At 71.8% G+C, this 22234-nt stretch carries 21 protein-coding genes and 1 pseudogene; 13 read left to right on the top strand and 9 right to left on the bottom strand.

What is annotated here, in order from left to right; all coding sequences use genetic code 11:
* Positions 1-376: 376 nt before the first annotated feature.
* On the bottom strand, positions 377-1354 hold the full coding sequence (locus ACGF2V_RS29890) for a hypothetical protein (RefSeq protein WP_362710749.1): 978 nt from the start codon (positions 1352-1354) through the stop codon (positions 377-379).
* A gap of 151 nt (positions 1355-1505) precedes the next feature.
* Here ACGF2V_RS29890 and dapE point away from each other — a divergent pair, with 151 nt between their 5' ends.
* Together dapE and ACGF2V_RS29880 are read left to right on the top strand one after the other, a co-directional pair.
* Positions 1506-2585: a succinyl-diaminopimelate desuccinylase gene (gene dapE / locus ACGF2V_RS29885; RefSeq protein WP_362627485.1), complete on the top strand. Its 1080-nt coding sequence runs from the start codon at positions 1506-1508 to the stop codon at positions 2583-2585.
* A gap of 100 nt (positions 2586-2685) precedes the next feature.
* The gene (locus tag ACGF2V_RS29880; RefSeq protein WP_362627481.1) at positions 2686-3435 is read left to right on the top strand and encodes a TIGR00730 family Rossman fold protein; all 750 of its coding nucleotides are present in this window, start codon (positions 2686-2688) and stop codon (positions 3433-3435) included.
* 214 nt (positions 3436-3649) lie between these two features.
* Here the strand turns inward: ACGF2V_RS29880 and folP are convergent, their stop codons facing one another.
* Positions 3650-4522: a dihydropteroate synthase gene (folP, locus tag ACGF2V_RS29875; protein WP_362627478.1), complete on the bottom strand. Its 873-nt coding sequence runs from the start codon at positions 4520-4522 to the stop codon at positions 3650-3652.
* Positions 4523-5003: 481 nt separating this feature from the next.
* Here folP and ACGF2V_RS29870 point away from each other — a divergent pair.
* Both ACGF2V_RS29870 and ACGF2V_RS29865 read left to right on the top strand, forming a co-directional pair.
* Positions 5004-5375, top strand: a pseudogene (locus ACGF2V_RS29870) (DivIVA domain-containing protein); the annotation flags it as partial.
* Between the two features lie 254 nt (positions 5376-5629).
* Positions 5630-6229, top strand: coding sequence for a DNA-3-methyladenine glycosylase I (locus ACGF2V_RS29865; RefSeq protein WP_362710752.1), 600 nt, complete (start codon positions 5630-5632; stop codon positions 6227-6229).
* Between the two features lie 142 nt (positions 6230-6371).
* Here the strand turns inward: ACGF2V_RS29865 and ACGF2V_RS29860 are convergent, their stop codons facing one another.
* A complete protein-coding gene (locus ACGF2V_RS29860; RefSeq protein ID WP_362627472.1) occupies positions 6372-7184 on the bottom strand; it encodes an enoyl-CoA hydratase-related protein in 813 nt (270 codons plus the stop codon).
* Between the two features lie 325 nt (positions 7185-7509).
* Here ACGF2V_RS29860 and ACGF2V_RS29855 point away from each other — a divergent pair, with 325 nt between their 5' ends.
* The gene (locus tag ACGF2V_RS29855) at positions 7510-7677 is read left to right on the top strand and encodes a DUF3117 domain-containing protein (protein ID WP_003966491.1); all 168 of its coding nucleotides are present in this window, start codon (positions 7510-7512) and stop codon (positions 7675-7677) included.
* A 362-nt stretch (positions 7678-8039) separates the two neighbouring features.
* On the opposite strand, the gene ACGF2V_RS29850 is transcribed toward ACGF2V_RS29855, so the two are convergent.
* Positions 8040-8705 carry an O-methyltransferase gene (locus tag ACGF2V_RS29850; RefSeq protein ID WP_362627469.1) on the bottom strand — a complete coding sequence of 222 codons (666 nt, stop codon included), beginning with the start codon at positions 8703-8705 and terminating at the stop codon, positions 8040-8042.
* 179 nt (positions 8706-8884) lie between these two features.
* Between ACGF2V_RS29850 and sigE the strand changes: the two genes are divergently transcribed.
* The 5 genes from sigE to ACGF2V_RS29825 all read left to right on the top strand — a co-directional run bounded on the left by sigE (position 8885) and on the right by ACGF2V_RS29825 (position 13999).
* Complete coding sequence (sigE, locus tag ACGF2V_RS29845; protein WP_362627466.1) at positions 8885-9649, top strand: RNA polymerase sigma factor SigE; 765 nt, start codon at positions 8885-8887, stop codon at positions 9647-9649.
* Positions 9646-10776 (top strand): zf-HC2 domain-containing protein, encoded by a 1131-nt coding sequence (locus ACGF2V_RS29840; protein ID WP_362710755.1) that lies wholly within the window; start codon positions 9646-9648, stop codon positions 10774-10776. Before sigE ends, ACGF2V_RS29840 begins: the two co-directional genes overlap by 4 nt.
* A gap of 125 nt (positions 10777-10901) precedes the next feature.
* On the top strand, positions 10902-12647 hold the full coding sequence (locus tag ACGF2V_RS29835) for a trypsin-like peptidase domain-containing protein (RefSeq protein WP_362627460.1): 1746 nt from the start codon (positions 10902-10904) through the stop codon (positions 12645-12647).
* A gap of 99 nt (positions 12648-12746) precedes the next feature.
* The gene (locus ACGF2V_RS29830; protein ID WP_362710758.1) at positions 12747-13220 is read left to right on the top strand and encodes a sec-independent translocase; all 474 of its coding nucleotides are present in this window, start codon (positions 12747-12749) and stop codon (positions 13218-13220) included.
* Positions 13221-13339: 119 nt separating this feature from the next.
* Entirely contained in the window at positions 13340-13999 is a 660-nt protein-coding gene (locus ACGF2V_RS29825) for a hypothetical protein (protein WP_362627457.1), read from the top strand.
* Positions 14000-14066: 67 nt separating this feature from the next.
* Here the strand turns inward: ACGF2V_RS29825 and ACGF2V_RS29820 are convergent, their stop codons facing one another.
* The 3 genes from ACGF2V_RS29820 to ACGF2V_RS29810 all read right to left on the bottom strand — a co-directional run bounded on the left by ACGF2V_RS29820 (position 14067) and on the right by ACGF2V_RS29810 (position 17188).
* On the bottom strand, positions 14067-15200 hold the full coding sequence (locus ACGF2V_RS29820) for an Mrp/NBP35 family ATP-binding protein (protein WP_362627453.1): 1134 nt from the start codon (positions 15198-15200) through the stop codon (positions 14067-14069).
* Between the two features lie 166 nt (positions 15201-15366).
* A complete protein-coding gene (locus tag ACGF2V_RS29815; protein WP_362627450.1) occupies positions 15367-15924 on the bottom strand; it encodes a DUF1003 domain-containing protein in 558 nt (185 codons plus the stop codon).
* Positions 15914-17188: a magnesium transporter MgtE N-terminal domain-containing protein gene (locus ACGF2V_RS29810; RefSeq protein ID WP_362627447.1), complete on the bottom strand. Its 1275-nt coding sequence runs from the start codon at positions 17186-17188 to the stop codon at positions 15914-15916. Before ACGF2V_RS29810 ends, ACGF2V_RS29815 begins: the two co-directional genes overlap by 11 nt.
* Positions 17189-17505: 317 nt before the next feature.
* Here ACGF2V_RS29810 and ACGF2V_RS29805 point away from each other — a divergent pair, with 317 nt between their 5' ends.
* Complete coding sequence (locus tag ACGF2V_RS29805) at positions 17506-18273, top strand: hypothetical protein (protein ID WP_362627444.1); 768 nt, start codon at positions 17506-17508, stop codon at positions 18271-18273.
* 178 nt (positions 18274-18451) lie between these two features.
* On the opposite strand, the gene ACGF2V_RS29800 is transcribed toward ACGF2V_RS29805, so the two are convergent.
* Positions 18452-18973: a hypothetical protein gene (locus tag ACGF2V_RS29800; protein WP_362627441.1), complete on the bottom strand. Its 522-nt coding sequence runs from the start codon at positions 18971-18973 to the stop codon at positions 18452-18454.
* A 48-nt stretch (positions 18974-19021) separates the two neighbouring features.
* Positions 19022-20137, bottom strand: coding sequence for a magnesium and cobalt transport protein CorA (locus ACGF2V_RS29795; RefSeq protein ID WP_362627438.1), 1116 nt, complete (start codon positions 20135-20137; stop codon positions 19022-19024).
* Positions 20138-20545: 408 nt separating this feature from the next.
* Here ACGF2V_RS29795 and ACGF2V_RS29790 point away from each other — a divergent pair, with 408 nt between their 5' ends.
* The gene (locus ACGF2V_RS29790) at positions 20546-21160 is read left to right on the top strand and encodes a suppressor of fused domain protein (protein ID WP_362627435.1); all 615 of its coding nucleotides are present in this window, start codon (positions 20546-20548) and stop codon (positions 21158-21160) included.
* A gap of 345 nt (positions 21161-21505) precedes the next feature.
* Positions 21506-22144 carry a DUF6758 family protein gene (locus ACGF2V_RS29785; protein WP_362627432.1) on the top strand — a complete coding sequence of 213 codons (639 nt, stop codon included), beginning with the start codon at positions 21506-21508 and terminating at the stop codon, positions 22142-22144.
* Positions 22145-22234: the final 90 nt, after the last annotated feature.

The raw sequence follows: 22234 nt of genomic DNA, 5'->3' as shown, positions 1-22234 counted from the left end.
GGGGGCGGGAGAGGTTGCGGTGAATCGAGGTAAAGAGTCGGTAACGCACCATGTCCTCCATGCCGGGGCGACCCGGGGGAGGATCCATTTCCGATCGAGCTGAGCGTCCGTCATTTCGCTTGCGACGAAGGAGAATCGAGGGAACCAGGGGTGGCGGGGAAGGGGTGGGTACGAGGCGCGTTCGCGGGGCGGGCGGATGACACCTCCGGGCGATCGTTCGTACTGGTGCCGCATCAGGAAACGTTCGCCCCGTCGCGGCACCCGGCACGCCCTCTCGCCGCACCGGTCGAAAAGCCAAGTACGCCCGGTACGAGGGCTTTCGGTCGGAACGCCGAGAGCACGCGCCGGACGCACTCCTTGACGGGCAGACGTTGCCCTAGCGTGCGAGCTTGATGTGGACCCTCTCGGGCTTCGATTCCGTGCCGCCGCCCTTGTCGCTCTCGGAGCCCCTGTGCTCCGTGCGCCAGCCCTCTCCGGCCTTCCACACCCGGTCCGCGTACGTGACCTCGTCCAGGCCCAGTGACGCGGACTGCGCGACCGCCCAGTGCGCCAGCTCCCAGCCGCGTCGCGTCGCGTCGCCGTCCCGGGCATCGGGGGCCGTCCGCACCGGCACGGCGATCGTGCTCGTCGACGGCGCACCGGCCGCGCCCGGCGAACCCTCGGCCGACGGCTGCGCCGAGGGCAGCACGTCCTTGCCGAAGGCGCGTACCAGCTCCGTCCGCACCTTCGCGGCGTCGGGGGCCACGTCCGTCGTCCGCGGCGGATTGCAGTTCAGCGTGGCCGGTGCGCGGCCGGTCAGGGCCGCCGCCAGCAGGGCCGCGTCCGGCTCGTGCTTCGCGTACGCCTGCGGGAAGCCACTGCGCTGGACCCGCTGCGCGGCGACCGTCAACGGCAGCCGCGAATAGCCGGGGACCTCGGCCAGGTGCTGGTAGAACTCGCCCGCGGAGTAGACCGGGTCCATGATCTGCTCCTCGGTTCCCCAGCCCTGCGAGGGCCGTTGCTGGAACAGCCCCAGCGAATCCCGGTCACCGTGGTCGATGTTGCGCAGCGCGGACTCCTGCAACGCGGTCGCCAGCGCGATCGTCACCGCCCGTTCGGGCATGCCCCGCGAGGTGCCGACGGCGGAGATGGTCGCGGCGTTCGAAGCCTGTTCCGTGCTCAGCCGGTACGTACGGCTCTCGCCGGTCGAGCCGTCGGTGGACTCCACGGTGCACCCCTGGGCGACCGTTCTGCCGGTGATGTACTGCATGAGGACGTAGCCGCCCAGGGCGGCGAGTACGACAAGAGCGGCCACGATACGGAAGAGGCGGCCGAGGCCGGTGTGGCGGCGGGCTGGGGTGAGGGTCCGGGACACGGGGCCACCGTACTGGAGTGCCCGCCCGGGGCCGAGGGCCCCGGGGTCCGGGTGCCGCGCAGGCCGCAGGAACGCAGGGCCCGTTCGCCGCGCAGCCGGGCCGGGCACAGGGCGTCGGGGCGGCCGGGCCGTGGTCGCTATGGTCGGTGTCATGACCGAAAGCACCCTTGACCTCACTCTGGACGGCCCCGCGCTGACTGCCCGGCTCGTCGACTTCCCATCGGTCAGCGGCCAGGAGAAGGAACTCGCCGATGCCATCGAGGCGGCACTGCGCACCCTGCCGCACCTGACCGTCGACCGGCACGGCAACAACGTCGTGGCCCGGACGCACCTGGGCCGTGCCGAGCGGGTCGTGCTCGCCGGACACATCGACACCGTGCCGATCGCGGACAACGTGCCGTCCCGGCTCGACGACGACGGCGTGCTCTGGGGCTGCGGTACCTCCGACATGAAGTCGGGCGTCGCCGTCCAGTTGAGGATCGCCGCGACCGTGCCCGAGCCCAACCGCGACCTGACGTTCGTCTTCTACGACAACGAGGAGGTCGCCGCGCACCTCAACGGTCTCGGACACGTCGCCGAGGCCCACCCCGACTGGCTGGCGGGCGACTTCGCGGTCCTCCTGGAGGGCTCCGACGCCGAGGTCGAGGGCGGCTGCCAGGGCACCCTGCGGGTCTTCCTGCGCACCGAGGGGGAGCGGTCCCACTCCGCGCGCAGCTGGATGGGGTCCAACGCCGTCCACGCCGCCGCCCCGATCCTGGCCCGCCTCGCCGCGTACGAACCGCGCCGCCCGGTCATCGACGGCCTCGAATACCACGAGGGCCTGAACGCGGTACGGATCGAGGGCGGTGTCGCCAACAACGTCATCCCCGACGCCTGCACCGTCGTCGTCAACTACCGGTACGCACCCGACCGCACCGCCGAGGAGGCGCTGGCCCACGTCCACGAGGTCTTCGCGGACTGCGGTGTCGCCGAGTTCGTCGTCGACGACCACTCGGGCGCGGCCATGCCCGGCCTCTCCCACCCGGCGGCGAAGGCGTTCATGGCGGCGGTCGGCGGCACCGCCCGCCCCAAGTTCGGCTGGACCGACGTCTCCCGCTTCGGCTCCCTCGGCATCCCCGCGGTGAACTACGGCCCCGGCGACCCGCTCCTCGCCCACAAGCGCGACGAGCACGTGCGGATCGACCGGATCGCCCACTGCGAGGAGCGGCTTCGCTCCTGGCTGACCGGCTGACCTCAGGGATTCGCCCGCGCGTAACCTCCGTGGTTCTAGGCTGAGCTGACAGAGACGGTCATCGACGATGACTGTCGACCGTCGTCGGAGGGAGCAGGTCATGGGCAACCCCGAGGGTGCGCACGTCCCCGAGGAGCAGCGGCTCGGACCGGTACTGCGCCGCAGGGAACAGGTGCAGCCCGGCACCACGGACCAGCGGCTGCTGGACACCGAGGGCGACTCCGAGTGGGTGCACACCGACCCGTGGCGGGTGATGCGCATCCAGTCGGAGTTCGTCGAGGGCTTCGGCGCACTCGCCGAGCTCCCGAGCGCCATCAGCGTCTTCGGCTCCGCCCGGAGCCGGCCCGGCGGGCCGGACTACGAGGCGGGCGTGCAGATCGGGCGGGCCCTGGTCGAGGCGGGCTTCGCGGTGATCACCGGAGGCGGCCCCGGCGCCATGGAGGCGGCGAACAAGGGGGCGCGGGAGGCCAGGGGCATCTCCGTGGGGCTCGGCATCGAGCTGCCCTTCGAGTCCGGTCTCAACCCGCACGTCGACATCGGCGTCAACTTCCGCTACTTCTTCGTCCGCAAGACGATGTTCGTGAAGTACGCGCAGGGCTTCGTCGTCCTGCCCGGCGGCCTCGGCACCCTCGACGAACTCTTCGAGGCGCTCACCCTCGTCCAGACCGGGAAGGTCACCCGTTTCCCGATCGTGCTGTTCGGCACTGCGTACTGGAGCGGGCTCGTGGACTGGCTGCGGGACACGGTGGTGGCGCAGGGCAAGGCGTCCGACCGGGATCTGCTGCTGTTCCACGTCACGGACGACGTGGACGAGGCCGTCGACCTGGTGACCAAGGAGGTCGGCCGGTAGGGCGTACCGGCACGGCATGCCCGCGCCGGTGGGGTGCCCGTGCCCGGCGGCCGCCGGGCCGGTCGCACCTCGGTGGCCTCCGCGCACGGGAGCGTACTTGGTGGCTTCCGGGCATGGGAGTGCACTCGGTGGCCCCCGCGCACGGGAGGGCGCGTGGTGGCCTCCGGGCGCGGGAGCGCACTTCTGGTGGCCTCCGCGCACGGGAGCCGGACCGTCAGGCCAGTCCGCGCCGCGCCACCGCGGGCTCCCGGTGCCCCGCGATCGACGCGACCATGTCCAGCACCTGACGCGTCTCCGCCACCTCGTGCACCCGGTACACCCGCGCCCCCAGCCACGCCGAGACGGCCGTCGTCGCGAGCGTCCCGATCACCCGCTCCTTGACCGGCCGGTCGAGCGTCTCGCCCACGAAGTCCTTGTTGGACAGCGAGACCAGGACCGGCCACCCGGTCTGCGCCATCTCGTCGAGCCTGCGCGTCGCCTCCAGCGAGTGCCGGGTGTTCTTCCCGAAGTCGTGACCGGGGTCGATCATGATCCCGTCCTGCCGCACGCCCAGCCCGACCGCCCGCTCGGCCAGCCCCACCGTCACCCGCAGGACGTCCGCCATCACGTCCTCGTACGCGACCCGGTGCGGCCTGGTCCGTGGTTCGGCGCCGCCCGCGTGCGTGCACACCAGACCGGCGCCGTACCGCGCGGCGACCTCCGCGAGCTTCGGGTCGACGCCGCCCCACGCGTCGTTCAGGACGTCCGCGCCGGCCTCGCAGACCGCCTCCCCGACGTCGTGGCGCCAGGTGTCGACGCTGATCACCACGTCCGGGTGGCGGCGTCGTACCTCCGCGACGAACCCGACCGTGCGACGGGCCTCCTCCTCGGCGGTCACCTCTTCGCCGGGACCGGCCTTCACCCCGCCGATGTCGATGATCGCCGCCCCGTCCGCGATCGCCTGCTCGACCCGGGCCAGCGCGGGCTCGTCCAGGAACGTGGCGCCCTGGTCGTAGAAGGAGTCCGGAGTACGGTTCACGATCGCCATGATCACCGGCTCGTGCGCGTCGAACTCGCGCCGTCCCAGCCTGAGCGCACCGCTTCGCATACCGCGTTTCTCCTCTGGTAGATCACCCGTGGTCGTCTGCGACCCCGGGCCGTGTCGTCAAGGTCCCGCTGCCGGGCGCCGCCCGGCCCGCCCTCCGGGCGGACGACGCTACTTCGACGGCACTCCCCGGTGCCACTCCCGGCGACGTCCGCCCGTCGCGCCACCCTGCACTTCCCCGGGCTCTCAGCTTCGTTCGAGTTCGTTCGAGCAGTTCGAGCAGGGGGAGACCCCCTTGCTCGCGGCGTCGGCCGATGGCCCGCGCATCCTCCCAGGCGGATGTTGCCCCGTGACGGCACCGGTTCCTCGTCCGACGCGGAAGGGTTCGGACGAGGAACCGCGGAATCCGTCGTCCCGGGGAGCCACGGGTTCGGCGGTCGCGGAGCGGGCAGGGGGTGGTCACCGGGACCGGGAGCGGCACCGGTTGTCAGTGGCGCGTGGCACGATCGGACGCGGACAGGTTTCCGCTCCCGGGGAGATGCGCGTGTTCTGGTTCTTGCTGCTGACGATGGTGGTGGTCGTGGCCGCGGTGACCCTCGCGGTGGTCGGCGGAGGAAAGGGCGCCGTCCTTCAGGACACGGCCCCCGAGCAACTTACGGACCCGCTGCCCGCGACGCGGCCGGTCGGCCGCGCGGATGTCGAGGCGCTGCGACTGCCGGTGGCCGTGCGGGGCTACCGCATGACGGACGTCGACGAGGCGCTCGACCGGCTCGGTGCCGAACTCGCCGAGCGGGACGCGCGGATCGCGGAGTTGGAGGCGGCGCTGGCCGACGCCCGGACGGCCGGTGCCGACGGCCCCGGTCTCGTCGAGCGGCCGGAGGACGGTCCGCACCCGGCGCCGGAAGCGGCGAAGGACGGGGCGCGAGAGGCCCGGGAGCGGCCCGAGGAGCGCTCGGAGTCGCCGTGGGACGCCTTGCCGCAGGACACCGGCTCCGCGAGTGACACGGGACAGGACCCCTGGCACGACCCTCGGAAGCACGATCCGCAGCAGCACGACGCCCAGCAGAGCGACCTGCGGAAGCACGATCCGCAGCAGCACGACGCCCAGCAGGGCGACCCCCGAGGACGCGATCCACGGAGTGCGGAACGACCCGGAGAGGAGCCCCGACGATGAGCGGCGGCACGATGACGGCACCGGACGGCGGCCCGCGCTGCCCTTGGGGGCTCTCCACCGAGGACTACCTCGCGTACCACGACACCGAATGGGGCCGTCCCGTCCACGGCGACGACGCCCTTTTCGAACGGCTCTGCCTGGAGGCGTTCCAGTCGGGCCTGTCCTGGCTGACGATCCTGCGCCGCCGGGAGGGCTTCCGCTCCGCCTTCGCCGGGTTCAAGATCCCCGCCGTGGCGGAGTTCACCGACGCGGACAAGGACCGTCTCCTCGCCGACGCCGGGATCATCCGCAACCGGGCGAAGATTGACGCGACCCTCGCCAACGCCAGGGTGCTGGCGGGCTGGAGCCCGGGCGAACTGGACGAGCTGATCTGGTCCCACGCCCCCGACCCGGCCGGCCGCCCGGTCCCGCGTACCGTCCAGGACGTGCCCGCGGTCACCCCCGAGTCCACGGCGCTCGCCAAGGGCCTCAAGAAGCGCGGCCTGCGTTTTGTCGGGCCGACGACGGCCTACGCCCTGATGCAGGCGTGCGGCCTGGTCGACGACCACTTGGCCGACTGCGTGGCGCGCGGCGGGGAGCCCGGCTCCGCGTCCTGACCGGGGCCGTACGCCTTTCCGCGCGGGCCCCGGCCGTACACCGTCGCCGCGCGGCGGCCTTCGGCCGTGCGCCGACGCCACCGCGAGGCGGTCGCCCGTCCGTGCGCGCGCCTGTCCGCACGGACGGGGCTCCCTCAGCCGGTCACCGGCCCCGGTACTTCGGCCTCTCCTTGTTCAGGAAAGCCTGCACCGCGATCGTGTGGTCCTCGGACACGCCCGCCTTCGTCTGGAGCTCGTCCTCCTTCTCCAGCGCCTCGCTCAGACCGTGGGCGGCGCCGTAGGCCAGGGACTCCTTGAGCGAGGCGTACGCCACCGTCGGACCGTCGGCCAGGGCACGGGCCACCGCGACCGCCTCGGCCGCCAGGTCCGCGGCGGCCACCAGCTTGTTCACGATGCCCAGCTCATGGGCTTCGCGCGCGGAGACCGAACGCGGGAAGAACAGCAGGTCGGCGGCGCGGCTCTGCCCGATCAGCCGGGGCAGCGTCCAGGAGACGCCCGAGTCGGCGGTGAGCGCGACCCCGGCGAAGGACGTGTTGAAGGAGGCGGTGTCCGCGGCCACCCGGTAGTCGCAGGCGAGCGCGAACCCGAAGCCGGCCCCGGCCGCGACACCGTTCACCCCGGCCACGACCGGCTTGGGCATTTCGGTGATGGCCCGCACGATCGGGTTGTAGTGCTCCCGCACGGTGCTCAGCGCATTGCCGCTGCCCGACTCACGGGCCTCTGCGAGCTTTCCGACGTGCTCCTTCAGATCCTGGCCCACGCAGAAGGCGCGCCCCGTCGCGGTGAGCAGCACGGCCCGCACGGAGGTGTCGGCCGCCGCCGACCGCAACGCGTCGCGCAGCGCCGCCTTGACCGCGGTGTCCAGCGCGTTCATCGCGTCGGGACGGTTGATCGTGATCGTCGCGAGCCCGTCGCTCACCTCGTAGAGCAGGCTGTTCGCCGTCTCGTCGGCCATGTCGCTGTCTCCTTCTGCGCCTCGGACGATGTGTTGTCCGGGCAAGCATGGCCGACCCGGGCACGAGCGAACATGTGACCTGCGTCTAACAATCGTGCTCAAATGTTTTCCGGTGAGGGGGCGAAGAAGGCGGAGTATCGCAGGCCGATCGCCGAATTGGGTGGTTTTGGGCGCGCGCGTTGCGCAAGCGATGCCTACCGATGTTGGTCATTGGGGTCTGTGATGCGGGATAATGGCCGGGAAGCAATGTGTTCGATGCCGGTGACACAGCGCCTGTCATGGGGCCGCCGGTTGCGACGAGCTGGTTTCAGGAAGGGGAACGAGCATGGCGGCCATGAAGCCGCGGACGGGCGACGGCCCGCTCGAGGTGACCAAGGAGGGGCGGGGCATCGTCATGCGCGTTCCGCTCGAAGGCGGTGGTCGGCTTGTCGTGGAGCTGACGCCGGACGAGGCCGATGCGCTCGGTGACGCGCTCAAGAAGGTCGTCGGCTGAAGCAGAGGCGCCATATTTCGTCATTGCCCCGGCACGGATGTTCGTGCCGGGGCAATGACGCTTCGTGACCGGTCCTTCTGTCGTTCGCCGCGCCGCGCCGCCTGCCCGCGCCCATGCCGTCGGCAGCCGCCCGCGACCGTCCGCTCCCTCCGCGCCCAGGGCGTGTTCTTTCGAAAGTCCCGTCTGGCCCGCGACGCCTGGCACGGCGCCTCGCCACGTTGTCGGCACCGTCCACGTACGCCCCGTACGAGGACGACCCTCCGCCTTGCGATGCACCCCACCGGACGCCGCGGGCCCCGCCCTTCGGGCGGACGACGCCACTTTCGAAACACGCCCTGGTCGCGTTCCTCGCGTACGCCGCGTCAGCCCCGCCGCACCGCGCAGAGCAGTCCGTTGCCCACCGGCAGCAACGTCCCCATCAGCTCCTGGCTTTCCCGCACAGCCCGCAGCAGTTCCCGCAGCCGCAGCACCTCCGCGGGCTGCGCCGCCGCGTCGACCGTGCGGCCGTCGGCGAAGACGCCCTCGAAGCAGACCAGACCACCGGGGCGCAGCAGGCGCAACGATTCGGCGAGATAGTCCAGGCATTCCAGCCGGTCCCCGTCGCAGAACACCAGGTCGTATCCGCCGTCCGCGAGCCGCGGCAGCACGTCCAGGGCGCGCCCGGGAATGAAACGGGCCCGATTGGCGGCGAAGCCCGCCGCGCGGAACGCCTCGCGGGCGAACTGCTGGCGCTCGGGCTCCGGGTCGACGGTGGTGAGCACCCCGTCGGGCCGCATCCCGTACAACAGATAGAGTCCGGACACGCCGGTCCCGGTGCCGATTTCGGCCACGGCCTTGGCGTCCGTCGTGGCAGCGAGCAAGCGCAGCGCGGCGCCGGTACCTGGTGACACCGGGCGAAGCCCTGACTCCCGGGCCCGGTCCCGGGCCCAGAGCATCGCATCGTCCTCGGCGACAAAGGCGTCGGCGAACGCCCAGCTCGTCTGCCGGTTGGCGGTAATGACCCTCTCCTGTCCCCGTAGTTGGCGCAACGGTGACTGTATCGGCTGTGCCCGGGAACCCGCAGATGGGACCGGACGTTGTACGGCGCGGGGAGAGCCCGTGGAAAACGGCCCGTAGGACCGGGCCGGGGCGACGGGCAGCTGTTCCGGGGAGATTCCCGGCCCCAGCAGGAAAAAAGGCTTATCCGGAGCTAACGGGCGAGGTGGTTATGGTAGGGACTCCGCTGGACACCACCAGAGCCGATAGGGGAGGTGCGGCTGCGCCTGCGGATCGGGGAGGAGTGCTCAGGCGCTTTCTCAGGTCGGCTGGTGAGCCGAAATCCGTGACCGACATCGCTGACCGTTCTTCCGCCGACTTCGCGCCGACCGCGACCTTCGCCTCAGATGCGGACTCCCAGGCGTGGACACCGCCCTCTTGGGAAGAGATCGTCAGCACGCACAGCGGCCGGGTCTACCGCCTCGCCTACCGTCTGACGGGCAACCAGCACGACGCGGAGGACCTCACGCAGGAGGTCTTCGTCCGCGTGTTCCGGTCGCTGTCGACCTACACGCCGGGCACGTTCGAGGGCTGGCTGCACCGCATTACGACCAACCTGTTCCTGGACATGGTCCGCCGCAAGCAGCGGATTCGTTTCGACTCCCTCGGCGACGACGCCGCCGAGCGGCTGCCGAGCCGTGAGCCGTCCCCGCAGCAGGTCTTCAACGACGCCCACTTCGACGCGGACGTGCAGCAGGCGCTGGACACCCTCGCGCCCGAGTTCCGCGCCGCCGTCGTGCTCTGTGACATCGAGGGTCTTTCGTACGAGGAGATCGCCGCGACGCTGGGTGTGAAGCTCGGCACCGTGCGCAGCCGCATCCACCGCGGACGCTCGCACCTGCGCAAGGCGTTGCAGCACCGTTCGCCCGGGGCCCGGCGCGTCAAGCGGCCCTCGCTGGCGAGCGCCATCCTGGCAGGGGAGGGCGGAACGGCGTGAGCGGAACGGGTCCGACCCCCGCGGAACAGCACCTGGGGGACCGGCTCGCCGCGCTTGTCGACGGCGAGCTGAAACACGACGTCCGCGAGCGGGTGCTGGCCCACCTCGCGACCTGCGCCAAGTGCAAGGCCGAGGCCGCGGCTCAGCGCCGCTTGAAGAGCGTCTTCGCGCAGTCGGCCCCGCCGTCGCCGTCCGAGGGGCTCCTTGCTCGGCTGCAGGGCCTTCCCGGGGGCCCGTGGGGTGACGACGACGGTCGCGGAGGACCGTTCGGCGACTCCGGGCGGTTCACCGACGTGTTCCTGCCCATGGTCCGCCGGCCCGGCAGCCGTACGGACGCCGAGCGGAACCCGGGGCTGGGCGATTTCGGCTACCTCCCGGACCGGCCCGGCTCCACCGCCGTCCTCCCGCGCGGATCCTCCAGCGCCGATTTCCGGCTGCCCGGCGGCTCCGCGCGAGGGGCCTTCCGGCTGCCCGGGGCATCCGCCCGCACAGGCTTCCGGATCCACGAGGTCGGCCGCGAGACGGACCGGGCGGCGTCGCGCGGCCGGAGGTTCGCCTTCGCCGCCGCCGGTGCGGTGTCGCTGGCGGCCATCGCGCTGGGCGGCGCCCTCCAGACCGGGGCCGGTCCCGGCGCCCCGGTCAGGGCGGCCGGCGCCGGGAACGCCGTGACCCCGCTCGACACCCCCCGCGGCGAGAGCGGCAGCTCGGCGGGCCGTCGTGGCGGAAGCGGCGAGAGCGACAGCTCGACGGGCCGTCGCGGCGGAAGCGGCCAGAGCGCCCCCGCCACGACGGAGGCGTACGACCGCGCGGGCACCCCCACCGACCCGCCGACCGCCCCGGCCGTGCCCTACGCCGCCCCCGTGCTCTCCGCGTCCACCACCGGCCTCCCGGACCTCTCCGGGGGCCCGGATCTCCTGCTCAACACGCTCGATGTCCAGGTCCTGCCCCATGTGTCGGCGCCGCCGCTGATACGTCCGACCGGCACCACCCCGTTGTTCGCCCAGGTGCTGGGACGGCCCGCCTCGACGTTGCCACCTACGTCACCGGTGCCGTCCTGGACGCCCTCTCCGGCCACGGCCCTCCCGACTCCCACGGAGCAGGGCACGCCGCTCTCCTCCCGGCGGTGAACCCCACCCGGCGCTGAACGAGGTCTGCGCAGACAGTCGCAAACCTGGTTGAATTCCGGGTGGAGTTCCGGGAGAGGCGCCCCGCCCGGGGCGCGCAGGCCGGTCGCGGCAGTTGCGGGGAGAAGATGGAAGACGCGAAGTCCACCGGGCCGAAGGCGAAGTGGTGGAGTCGGCCCGCGCCGGGACATACCCCCCGCACAGGGCCGGACGAGCCGTTCTTCCCCGAGGACGCCGCGTTGCCCGCCGACGCGCCCGAGACCGCGCCCCCGGCGCCCCCGGCCGACTCAGCCTCTCCGTCCCACACGGCCGGGGCCGCGGCGTCGTCCTCCGTGCCCGGGACCGCCTGCCCGGCGCCCGCGCCCGGGCCCGCGGCGCTCGTACCGGCGGCGCGGCCGACGCGACCGCTGCACGAGCCCGACGAGTACAGCACCCCGCCATACGGGGAACCTGGCCCCTGGGCCCCCGCGCCCCCCGTGCAGCGGCCGGTCCCGACCCCGGCGCACGGCACCCCCGTGCCCCCGCCCTACGCGGGGACGAACGGCGCGGGCATCCGTACCGCGCCGGAGCCCGGATTCCCACCCCCGGCAGGGTCTCCGCAGCCGCTGCCGCAGCCCGGCGCCCACCCGGCGCAGCCGACACCGGCGGCCCAGTCGACACCGCCGGTCCAGTCGACGCAGTGGCTCCAGTACGACCCCTGGGGCGCCCCACGCGAACCGCTGTCCCACCCCGGCCCGCCGCTCGGCGCCGACGGCGGGAGCAGGAAGAACCGGCGGGGTTCGGTCCTCGTCGGCGCGCTGCTCCTCGCCCTGGTGGCGGGCGGGATCGGCGGCGGGGTCGGCGCCTACGTCGAGCGCAACGGCGGCCTCACCCGCGTCGAGCTCCCGCAGGCCGGCCGGAGCGACGGCGGCCGGGCCCCCGACAGCGTCGCGGGCATCGCAGCCAGCGCCCTGCCCAGCGTGGTCACGCTCCACGCCAGCGGTACCAGCGAGGCCGGTACCGGCACCGGTTTCGTGCTCGACAAGTCGGGCCACATCCTCACCAACAACCACGTCGTGGCCCCCGCCGGTTCCGCCGGCCGGATCACCGTGACGTTCAGCGGCGGCGAGACCGCGCGCGCCGAGGTGGTCGGCAAGGACAGCGGCTACGACCTCGCGGTGGTCAAGGTCACCGGTGTGTCCGGCCTCAAGCCGCTGCCGCTGGGCAACTCCGACAACGTGCGGGTCGGTGACCCCGTGGTGGCCATCGGCGCCCCCTTCGAGCTGTCCAACACGGTGACCTCGGGCATCATCAGCGCCAAGGACCGCCCGATCACCGCGGGCGGCGAGAAGGGCGACGGCAGCGACATCAGCTACGTCGACGCGCTGCAGACCGACGCCCCGATCAATCCCGGCAACTCCGGCGGACCGCTCGTCGACGGCGACGCCCACGTCATAGGCATCAACAGCGCCATCCGCGCCGCCGACGGCGGCTCCGGCACCGACGGCGGACAGTCGGGGTCCATCGGTCTCGGCTTCGCCATACCGATCAACCAGGGCAAGCGTGTCGCCGAGGAACTGATCAACACCGGCAGGGCCACGCACCCCGTGATCGGTGTCACGCTCGACATGAAGTACACGGGCGACGGCGCCAAGGTCGGTGCCGAGGGCGCGGAGGGAAAGCCCGCGGTGACGCCCGGCGGGCCCGGGGCGAAGGCCGGGATCAGGCCGGGGGACGTCATCACCGAGGTCGACGGCCGACGGGTGCACAGCGGCGAGGAACTGATCGTGAAGATCCGGGCGCACCGGCCCGGCGACCGTCTGGACCTCGGACTGACCCGCGGTGGTAAAAAGCTGTCCATCTCTGTGACGCTCGGGTCGGCAACCGGCGGCTGACGGCCGTGGGGCGCTACCGCGCGGGCAGTTCCGGCGGGTACCGTGGAGCGGGTCCGGACCGCAACCACCCTGGTCGCGGAGAACACGAGGGGCAACAAGGTGTTCAATGACATAGGCGTCATGGAGGTGCTGACGCTCGCGATCCTGGGCATGCTGATCTTCGGTCCGGACAAGCTCCCCAAGGTCATCCAGGACGCCTCGCGCTTCGTCCGCAAGGTCCGTGAGTTCTCGGAGAACGCCAAGCACGACATCCGCTCGGAGCTGGGGCCGGAGTTCAAGGACTTCGAGTTCGAGGACCTCAATCCCAAGACGTTCGTTCGCAAGCAGCTCGCGGCGGGCGGTGACGAACTCGGGCTGAACGAGATCCGCGAAAGCTTCGACCTGCGCAAGGACTTGTCCGAGGTCACCGACGCGGTGAACGGCCGGGAGTCCGCGGCCGCGGAATCCGCCGACTCCCGGAGCGGCGCGCCGAGCCGTTCGACGGGCGGCGCCGTCGGCACTCCGGACCTGCTCAAGAAGCGTCCGCAGTCCGCGAAGGACGATCACCCGCCGTTCGACGCCGACGCCACCTGACGGTGGTCAATCCCGGGTCGCCCGGACGGTATGGCTATTCTCCATCTGTCCGGTTGTGAGGAGGCCCGCGGGGGGCGGGCCGCTCCGGACCCCCATGGATCGAGGAGGCGGCCGGGCAGATGGAGACGACCAGTCGGGTGGGCGCGGAGGACGCGCCGGGCACAGTCACCGCCGAGGGGACGTCGGCTGCCCGGCGCGTGGTCGATGGTTTCCTGGCCGCTCCGTTTCCCTGGTACGAACTGGACGGCGCCTTCACCGGACCGCGACGGCTGATGCAGATCGGCGCCGCGGCGGACGGCCCGGTGCGGCACGGTTCCATCGGCCACGGCGACGAGCCGTCGGTACGCACCGACCCGGGCGGCGAGCGGCAGCGGTTCGCGGTCGTCGTGACGGTGGCCGGGGGCCCGGAGCGGCGCAGCGGCGACGGCACCGGACTGCTGGACGCGACGACGGTCTCCTCCGCCGCCTGGCTGGCCGGATTCGGGCTGCTCGCCTGCACCTGGCCCGCCCATCTGGACCACGCGCTGCGTGACGACTGGCTGAGCCAGCAGACGGAGACGGCGTTCGAACTCGCCGACGACCTGGACGGGCCTGTGTGGTCGACGCTGTCCCTGCCGGTGGACGGCGTCCCCGTGCCGTTCCACTACCGCGAGTCCGAGTTCGGCTGGGTGCTGGCCGGGTCGGCGCCGGGTGAGGTGCACATCGGCGCGTACGGGCGCGGGATGAGCGCGTACGGACTGGGCTTCTCGGTCGTCGAGGACATCGCGGCCTACGCGTAGCGGATGCCGTATGCCCGCTGCGCGCGTGCCCGGGCACACGTACAGCGGGCATACGGCGTGATGGTGCTCAGAACTTGTTGCGCGGGGTGATGCCCAGCGACATGCCGGAGAGACCGCGACGGCGGTTGCCGAGCTTGTCCGCGATGGTGCGCAACGCCTTGCCCGCGGGGGAGTCGGGGTCGGACAGGACGACCGGCCTGCCCTCGTCGCCGCCCTCGCGCAGCCGTACGTCGATCGGGATGGCGCCGAGCACCGGCACCTCCGCGCCGACCGTCCGGGTCAGGCCCTCCGCGACCCTGGCGCCGCCGCCCGTGCCGAACACGTCGACCATCTCGCCGCAGTGCGGGCACGGCATGCCCGACATGTTCTCGACGACACCGGCGATTTTCTGATGCGTCTGCACGGCGATCGACCCGGCCCGCTCGGCGACCTCGGCCGCCGCCTGCTGCGGCGTCGTGACGACGAGGATCTCGGCGTTCGGCACGAGCTGCGCGACCGAGATCGCGATGTCGCCCGTCCCCGGCGGCAGGTCGAGCAGCAGGACGTCCAGGTCGCCCCAGTACACGTCGGCGAGGAACTGCTGGAGCGCGCGGTGCAGCATCGGCCCGCGCCACACCACCGGCGCGTTGCCCGGGGTGAACATGCCGATGGAGATGACCTTCACGCCGTGCGCCGCGGGCGGCATGATCATGTTCTCGACCTGGGTCGGCTTCCCGTCGGCGCCGAGCATCCGGGGCACGCTGTGGCCGTAGATGTCGGCGTCCACGACACCGACCTTGAGGCCGTCGGCCGCCATCGCCGCCGCCAGATTCACCGTGACCGACGACTTGCCGACGCCGCCCTTTCCGGACGCGACCGCGTAGACCCGGGTCAGCGAGCCCGGCTTGGCGAACGGCACCTCGCGCTCCGCCGTGCCGCCGCGGAGCGAGGCCGCCAGCTCCTTGCGCTGCTCGTCGCTCATCACGTCGAGCGTGACGTCGACCCGCGAGACGCCCTCCACGCGGGCGACCGCGTCGGTCACGCTCTTGGTGATCGTCTCGCGCATCGGGCAGCCCGAGACCGTGAGATAGACCGTGACAGCGACCGCACCGTCAGCGCCGACCTCGACCGATTTCACCATGCCGAGTTCGGTGATCGGGCGGTGGATCTCCGGGTCGTTCACCGTCGCCAGTGCCTCGCGCACCGCGTCTTCCGTAGCCATACCTCGATAGTACGGGTGCGCGCAGCGCTCGTTGAGGGTGGTGGCGGGTGACGGGAGGGCGGGTGCGCGCAGCGCTCGTTGAGGGTGGTGGCGGGTGACGGGAGGGCGGGTGCGCGCAGCGCTCGTTGAGGGTGGTGGCGGGTGACGTTACGCGCGATTAGCTCCCTCAGCGGCCTTCCTCGCCCTCGGCCCGCCACAGGGCGCGCCGGTCGTCCAGCTCCCTCACGAGGTCCGCCAGTTCGGAGCGGATCCAGTCACGGGTGGCGACCTCGCCCAGCCCCATCCGCAGGGCCGCGATCTCCCGGGTGAGGAACTCGGTGTCCGCGATGGAGCGCTCGTTCTGCTTGCGGTCCTGCTCGTAGGTCACCCGGTCGCGGTCGGCCTGCCGGTTCTGCGCGAGCAGGATCAGCGGCGCCGCGTACGACGCCTGGAGCGACAGCATGAGCGTCAGGAAGATGAACGGAAACGGGTCGAACCGCCAGGGCGCGGGAGCGAAGACGTTCCACACCACCCAGACGATGATGAACAGCGTCATCCAGGAGATGAAGCGCCACGTGCCCAGGAACCGGGCGATCCGTTCGGAGAGTCGGCCGAACGCCTCGGGGTCGTACGCGGGCAGCAGCCTCGGCCGCGGGGCCTTCGGCTGGTCCAGCCGGTAGCGGGGAGGGCGCACGATGCCCGAGGCACCGGTCGTCGCGGCCTTCGCGCGGTCCTCACCGGCCATGGGCGGTCTCCCCCTCGCCGCGGAAGTCGGTCTCCCGCCAGTCCTCGGGCAGTAGGTGGTCGAGCACGTCGTCGACGGTCACCGCGCCGAGCAGCGAACCGCTCTCGTCCACGACCGGCGCCGAGACCAGGTTGTACGCGGCCAGATAGCTGGTCACGGCCGGCAGCGGGGTGTCCGGTGTCAACGGGACGAGGTCGCTGTCGACGATCGAACCGACCAGGGCGTACGGCGGGTCCCGCAGCAGCCGCTGGAAGTGGATGGTGCCCAGGTACTTGCCGGTCGGGGTCTCGTCCGGGGACCGGCACACGTACACCTGCGCGGCGAGCGCCGGGGACAGGTCCGCCTGCCGGACCCGGGCGAGCGCGTCGGCGACCGTCGCGTCCGGCCGCAGGATGATCGGCTCGGTCGTCATCAGGCCGCCCGCCGTTCGCTCCTCGTACGACATCAGGCGCCGCACGTCCGCCGCGTCGCCCGGGCGCATCAGCGTGAGCAGCCGCTCCTTGTCCTCCTCGGGCAGTTCGGACAGCAGGTCGGCCGCGTCGTCCGGGTCCATGGCCTCCAGGACGTCGGCCGCGCGTTCCTCCTGGAGCTTGCCGATGATCTCCACCTGGTCGTCCCCGGGCAGCTCCTCCAGGACATCGGCGAGCCGCTCGTCGTCGAGTGCGGCGGCGACCTCCGACCGCCTTTTCGGCGACAGGTGGTGCAGCGCGTTGGCCACGTCGGTCGGGCGCAGCCGCTCGAACGTGGCGACCAGGGACTCGGCCCCCTGCCCCTCCTCCTCCAGCGAGAACCCGCTGACCGCCGACCACTCGACCGTCAGCGTCTCGCCCTTGCGCCGCAGCGCTCCGCCCCGGCCCCTGCGCACGAAGTACTTGTCGATCTCCCAGTCGCGACGGGCCGGCAACTGCTGGATGGCGACGTCGAGGATGGTGACCTCCTCGCCGGTCTCCACGAGCCGGACGCGCCGGTCCAGGAACTCCCCGAGCACCAGACGCTCGGTCGGGCGCTGCTCGAAGCGGCGCATGTTGACCACGCCGGTGGTGATGACCTGACCGGACTCGATCCCCGTGACACGGGTGATCGGAAGGAAGATCCGGCGCCTGGTCAGCATCTCGACGACGAGACCGAGCAGCCGGGGCGGCCGTCCGCCGACGCGGAGCATCGCGACCAGGTCGCGGACCCGGCCCACCTGGTCACCGTTGGGATCGAAGACCGGGACGCCGGCGAGATGCGAGACGAAGACCCTGGGGGCGCCTGCCGCCATGGTGCGTCTCCTTCTTCCGTCTCCTCCGTGGACGACTCCGGCCGTGAACGATTCCGACCGGGCACGACTCCGCCGCGTTACGGCTCCGCGGTCTCTTCCGTGTACGACTTCGTCGTCCGGCCTGTTTGGCCGTCAATCATCCGTTATGACGGGATCAGGCTAGCCCGTACCGTCCCGTGTCGCCCCGGCGGAGCGCTCCGTACGCCTCTGTGCCGGGCGGTGTGATCGGCACGGGTACGCTGCGGTCTGCCACCCCGCCACGCGGGTGAACCGCCGGACAGGTGAACCGCCACGCAGATTGAGAGGCAGTGCGTCCAGTGACCGTTTCCGTGGTGCCGCCCGCCCGGGCCCGACGCCGGACCGCCCTCGCCGTCGTGCTCTGCGCGGGGCTGTCCGCAGCCCTCACGGCATGTGCGGGCGAGGACCCGGACAAGGGGACCAACGGCGTCGGCAAGCTCTCCGCCGAGCGGATCGAGAAGAAGGCGCGGACCGCCGCCGACACCGCCGACGCGGTGCACCTCGCGGGGACGCTGGTCGGCAAGGACGGCACGTACAAGCTGGACATGCGGCTCAGGGGCGATGGCGGCGCAGGTTCCGTCGCCCTGAAGGACACCACCTTCGAGCTGCTGCGGATCGGTGACGAGCTGTACCTCAAGGCGGACGCCGCGTTCTGGAGCCATGAGGAGAAGCCCGGGGCGGACACCGCGGCGGGCGAGGACGCCGCCGACAAGCTCCAGAACAAGTACGTCAAGGTGCCAAAGGACGATCCCACGTACAAGCAGTTGCGCGGTTTCACGGACAAGAAGACGCTGCTCGACGGAGTGCTCAACCTGCACGGCACGCTCAACAAGGGCGAGCGGACGAAGGTCGGAGCGGCCCGCACCATCCAGATCATGGGCGGAAAGGGCGAGGGCGGCACACTCGACGTCGCCCTGGAGGGCACGCCGTACCCGCTGCGGTTCGCACGCGGCGGCGGGGGCGGGACCGTGACGCTGTCGGAATGGGGCCGGGAATTCCCGCTGGAGGCGCCGGGGAAGCAGGAGACGGTCGACTACGGGCAGCAGTTGCCCAGGACCTCGCCCTGAGCCCGGGCCCGGTGCGTGCGGTGCGCAGCACCCGGCACGGGACGACCAGGGCGGCCGGCGGCGCCTGCCGAGCCCACCCGGGGCCGTGTCCGTCGCGCAGCCGGTACGGGCAAGTCCGTCGCGCAGCCGGTACGGGGCACACGGTCGTTGCGCAGTCGGTACGCTCCCGGGCCCCGGGTCAGCCCTTGCGCCCGCGCTTCAGCAGCCGCGGCAGCCCGGCCGGAACCGGCCGCCGGGTGGTCGCGGGCGTCGGCAGCGGCGCCGCGGCCAGCGAACCGTCCGGCATCCGGGTACGGACCTCGCCGGGGACCAGGCGCAGCACCCGGCACTCACGCGCCCACCGCTCCCAGATCCGCTCGGCGTCCGGCGCGTTGAGCCGCTTGTTCCTGAGCTCGCCGACGGCTGTCTCCCACTCCTCGGAGTGCGGCGCCGTCTCCGACACGGCGGCCGTCCAGACGACCAGCCGACCGCCCTTGTCCTTGCTGCGCACGGTCACCTCGGCGGTGGACCCGTCGGTGAGACCGGCCGGGAACGGCTGTTCGCCGGGGCCGTCGCCCACCAGATACGCCGCCCCCTCGTGCCACACGTGCCACAGGGCCCGGGCGGGGCCGGTGCCCCGCACCCAGATGAGACCGGACTTCTTGGTGGCCTCCTCGACCAGGGCCCGGTCCAACGGCGCGTCAGCGGCAGCAGCATTCATACCCTGAACTCTATGGGCAACCGCGGACGGGCCCCCGGGGGAGGCGGTTCAGAGCCAGCCGTTGCGCTTGAGCGTGCGGTGGATCGAGAAGCAGACCACCCCGATGACGCCCAGCACCATCGGATAGCCGTACTTCCAGCCCAGCTCGGGCATGTGCTCGAAGTTCATGCCGTAGACACCGCAGATCATCGTCGGTACGGCGACGATGGCCGCCCAGGACGTGATCTTGCGCATGTCCTCGTTCTGCGCGACGGTCGCCTGCGCGAGGCTGGCCTGGAGGATCGAGTTCAGCAGCTCGTCGAAGCCGATGACCTCCTCGTGCACCCGTGCCAGATGGTCGGCGACATCGCGGAAGTACTTCTGGATGTCGGGGTCGATGAGCCGCATCGGCCGTTCGCTCAGCAGTTGCATCGGCCGCAGCAGCGGCGAGACGGCCCGCTTGAACTCCATGACCTCACGCTTCAGCTGGTAGATCCGGCCGGCGTCCGAGCCGCGCGGACTGCCCTTCGTGGGGGTGGAGAAGACCTCGGTCTCCACCTCGTCGATGTCCTCCTGCACGGCGCCCGCCACCGCGATGTAACCGTCGACGACGTGGTCCGCGATGGAGTGCAGGACCGCGGAGGGGCCCTTGGCCAGCAGTTCGGGGTCGTCCTGGAGCCGGTGCCGCAGCGCGCGCAGCGAGCCGTGACCGCCGTGCCGCACGGTGATGACGAAGTCCCGGCCGGTGAAGCACATCACCTCGCCGGTCTCCACGACCTCGCTGGTCGCGGTGAGTTCGGCGTGCTCGACGTAGTGGATGGTCTTGAAGACGGTGAACAGCGTGTCGTCGTACCGCTCCAGCTTGGGCCGCTGGTGGGCGTGGACCGCGTCCTCGACGGCCAGCGGGTGGAGGCCGAACTCCCGGGCGATCCCGGCGAATTCCTCCTCGGTCGGCTCGTGCAGGCCGATCCAGGCGAAGCCGCCCGCCTCCCGCACCTGGAGCATCGCCTCGTGCGGGGTGCGGCAGACGCCGCTCTCCACCCTCCGGCCGTCGCGGTAGACCGCGCAGTCCACGACCGCGCTGGAGACGGACGGGTCACGAGTGGCGTCGTAGAGGTGGTGAATGGTGCTGTTCCTGCGCAGGGACGGGCGCACGGCGGCACGCAGGTCGCGGATCATCGACATGGCTGACTCCTTCACGGAGGGCCGTCGTCGGGCGCGTGGAACAGCCCGGAACGAGGACGTGGGCTCACGTCCGCAAAGCGGGCGGCACCGGGGCGACACGAGGACGGCGGTCGCTACGGACAGGCAGAAAAGGGGGCTCTTCCGTCGTACGCGATGCCTTGGACCCCGACCGGGAAGGCTTCAGATCACCGGGGGAAGGGTGTGGGGCGGAAGAGCGGTCGTACTGCACGATCGACTTCGATCCATGGCAGCCCCACCTCCTCCAGCCGGTCCCCCGTAGGGGATGACGTGTCGTCGGGACCGAGAGGAACGCTTCTGCGTTACGCCCCGACCAGCGGCCAACACTATCAGCCGCCCGAGGGTCAATCCCTTACTTTGCCCGTTCCATACGCGTCCTATGCTCGCTGGATGGGAGAAATTCTTGCGCTGGTCGAGGCCCGGCTACTGACGGCCCTCGGTGAACCGGACGCGCGTGCCGCGGTGACGTTCCTCGGCACTGACCGGATCGAGGTGCTCCGCTTCATCGACGGCGATGTGGTGCGCTATGCCACGCTCGGCATGTCCGCCCACCCCATGACGGACCCGACCGCCACCCTCGTGGATCCGGTGAAGGGCCCGCGCGCCGAACTGCTGCTGTCCGTGCGCGCCGGACTCGCCGACACCGACAAGGTGCTGCGCCCGCTGGCGGTGCTGGCCGCCTCCCCGCAGGTCGAGGGGGTGATCGTGGCGCCCGGCGCCTCGCTGGAGGTCGGTGAACCGCTCTGGCCCGGGGCGCCGTTCAGCTCCGTACTGGTCGCCGAGTCGGGCGGCCTGGTCGAGGACCTGGATCTCGATCCGGGTCCCGGGGTGGACGCGGCGGGGCGGGGGAGGGATCCGGTGCGCTTCCTGCCGCTGCTGCCGATGACGGCCAACGAGGCCGCCTGGAAGCGAGTTCGGGGCGCGCAGGCGCTCCAGGAGCGGTGGCTCTCGCACGGCACGGACCTGCGGGATCCGCTGCGTGGCTCCGTACCGCTGGACGTGTAGCACACGCTGGAGGCGTGGTGCCCCGGTGTCGCCGGACGCGAGGCATCCCCACTGCTGGACGCGTGGCCTCCCGTACCGCCGGATGTGCGGTCCCGCCGACGCGAGGCCCCGCCGCGCGACCGGACGGCCTTCGGCTGGCGCAGGATGCCGCCTGCTCCCTGGTCGAACGGATCCTCTCCCCGCATGGGGCTGCTCGCTCTCTACTGGGTCGCCGGTTCGCTGTAGACCTCACAGAGCAAGTTGGACGGCCTAATGGGTGCGATATGCATCTATTTGTCCTGGTCAGGCCGCTGCGGACGTTGATCGCCTTGACGCGGCGCCGGTCCTGGAGGACCGTTGGTCGCTATGAGGGGCGAACCCAGTTGCCCGAAGTGCGGAGGCCGGGTCAGGGCGCCCGGTCTCTTCGCCGACACCTGGCAGTGCTCCGTGCACGGTGGCGTGTACCCGCTGCAGCCGGTCGTCCCGCCGAGCGTCGAGGCACTGGGAGCGGTCGTGCGCCGAGCCCGCGTGCCGGTGTGGATGCCCTGGCCACTGCCGGTGGGCTGGCTGTACACCGGTGTCGCGAGCGCGGGCGACGAGCGCAGCGGCGGCCGGGCGACCGCCGTCGCCTGCTCCGGCCCCGGCCCGGTCGGCGGCATGGGTGAGCTGCTGCTCGTCACCGAGGAGCTCGGCGTCGGCCTCGGGGCGCGGTACGCCGGAATCGAGGGACCGGACCCCGGCCCGTATCTGGACGTCGACGGCCCGCCCGACGTCAAGATGCTCGCAGCCGGACGCCCCACCCCGCTCTGGCACGTCAAGGGCGCCCCCCAGGACCGCGCGGTCTTCGCGGGCGAGGCGCGCGGGCTCTGGCTATGGGCGATCGTCTGGCCGCAGCAGTCGGGGCTGCTGATGTACGACGAGCTGGTGCTCGCGGATCTGCGGGAGGCCGGGGGAGAGATGGACCTCGTGCCGTGCGGGGCGCTCACCCCTCGCCTGCTCGACTAGGTGTTCTGTCCCGGGAGGTTGTGGACGGGTGAGCCAGATCTCGGCTGAGGGATCTTGAACGGGTGAGGGCCTTCCGGTTTGGTGTGGATT

The sequence above is a fragment of the Streptomyces sp. NPDC047982 genome (genome assembly GCF_043204165.1).
GTDB lineage: Bacteria > Actinomycetota > Actinomycetes > Streptomycetales > Streptomycetaceae > Streptomyces.
Note: the sequence above shows the minus strand (reverse complement) of the source record. Positions and strands in the feature narration are given on the sequence as shown.

What these genes read in the sequence shown, in the direction of transcription:
- dapE (WP_362627485.1), top strand. Translation starts at nt 1,506, where the DNA reads ATGACCGAAAGCACCCTTGACCTCACTCTGGACGGCCCCGCGCTGACT.
- ACGF2V_RS29880 (WP_362627481.1), top strand. Translation starts at nt 2,686, where the DNA reads ATGGGCAACCCCGAGGGTGCGCACGTCCCCGAGGAGCAGCGGCTCGGA.
- folP (WP_362627478.1), bottom strand. Translation starts at nt 4,522, where the DNA reads ATGCGAAGCGGTGCGCTCAGGCTGGGACGGCGCGAGTTCGACGCGCAC.
- ACGF2V_RS29865 (WP_362710752.1), top strand. Translation starts at nt 5,630, where the DNA reads ATGAGCGGCGGCACGATGACGGCACCGGACGGCGGCCCGCGCTGCCCT.
- ACGF2V_RS29860 (WP_362627472.1), bottom strand. Translation starts at nt 7,184, where the DNA reads ATGGCCGACGAGACGGCGAACAGCCTGCTCTACGAGGTGAGCGACGGG.
- ACGF2V_RS29855 (WP_003966491.1), top strand. Translation starts at nt 7,510, where the DNA reads ATGGCGGCCATGAAGCCGCGGACGGGCGACGGCCCGCTCGAGGTGACC.
- sigE (WP_362627466.1), top strand. Translation starts at nt 8,885, where the DNA reads ATGGTAGGGACTCCGCTGGACACCACCAGAGCCGATAGGGGAGGTGCG.
- ACGF2V_RS29835 (WP_362627460.1), top strand. Translation starts at nt 10,902, where the DNA reads ATGGAAGACGCGAAGTCCACCGGGCCGAAGGCGAAGTGGTGGAGTCGG.
- ACGF2V_RS29825 (WP_362627457.1), top strand. Translation starts at nt 13,340, where the DNA reads ATGGAGACGACCAGTCGGGTGGGCGCGGAGGACGCGCCGGGCACAGTC.
- ACGF2V_RS29820 (WP_362627453.1), bottom strand. Translation starts at nt 15,200, where the DNA reads ATGGCTACGGAAGACGCGGTGCGCGAGGCACTGGCGACGGTGAACGAC.
- ACGF2V_RS29815 (WP_362627450.1), bottom strand. Translation starts at nt 15,924, where the DNA reads ATGGCCGGTGAGGACCGCGCGAAGGCCGCGACGACCGGTGCCTCGGGC.
- ACGF2V_RS29810 (WP_362627447.1), bottom strand. Translation starts at nt 17,188, where the DNA reads ATGGCGGCAGGCGCCCCCAGGGTCTTCGTCTCGCATCTCGCCGGCGTC.
- ACGF2V_RS29800 (WP_362627441.1), bottom strand. Translation starts at nt 18,973, where the DNA reads ATGAATGCTGCTGCCGCTGACGCGCCGTTGGACCGGGCCCTGGTCGAG.
- ACGF2V_RS29795 (WP_362627438.1), bottom strand. Translation starts at nt 20,137, where the DNA reads ATGTCGATGATCCGCGACCTGCGTGCCGCCGTGCGCCCGTCCCTGCGC.
- ACGF2V_RS29790 (WP_362627435.1), top strand. Translation starts at nt 20,546, where the DNA reads ATGGGAGAAATTCTTGCGCTGGTCGAGGCCCGGCTACTGACGGCCCTC.
- ACGF2V_RS29785 (WP_362627432.1), top strand. Translation starts at nt 21,506, where the DNA reads ATGAGGGGCGAACCCAGTTGCCCGAAGTGCGGAGGCCGGGTCAGGGCG.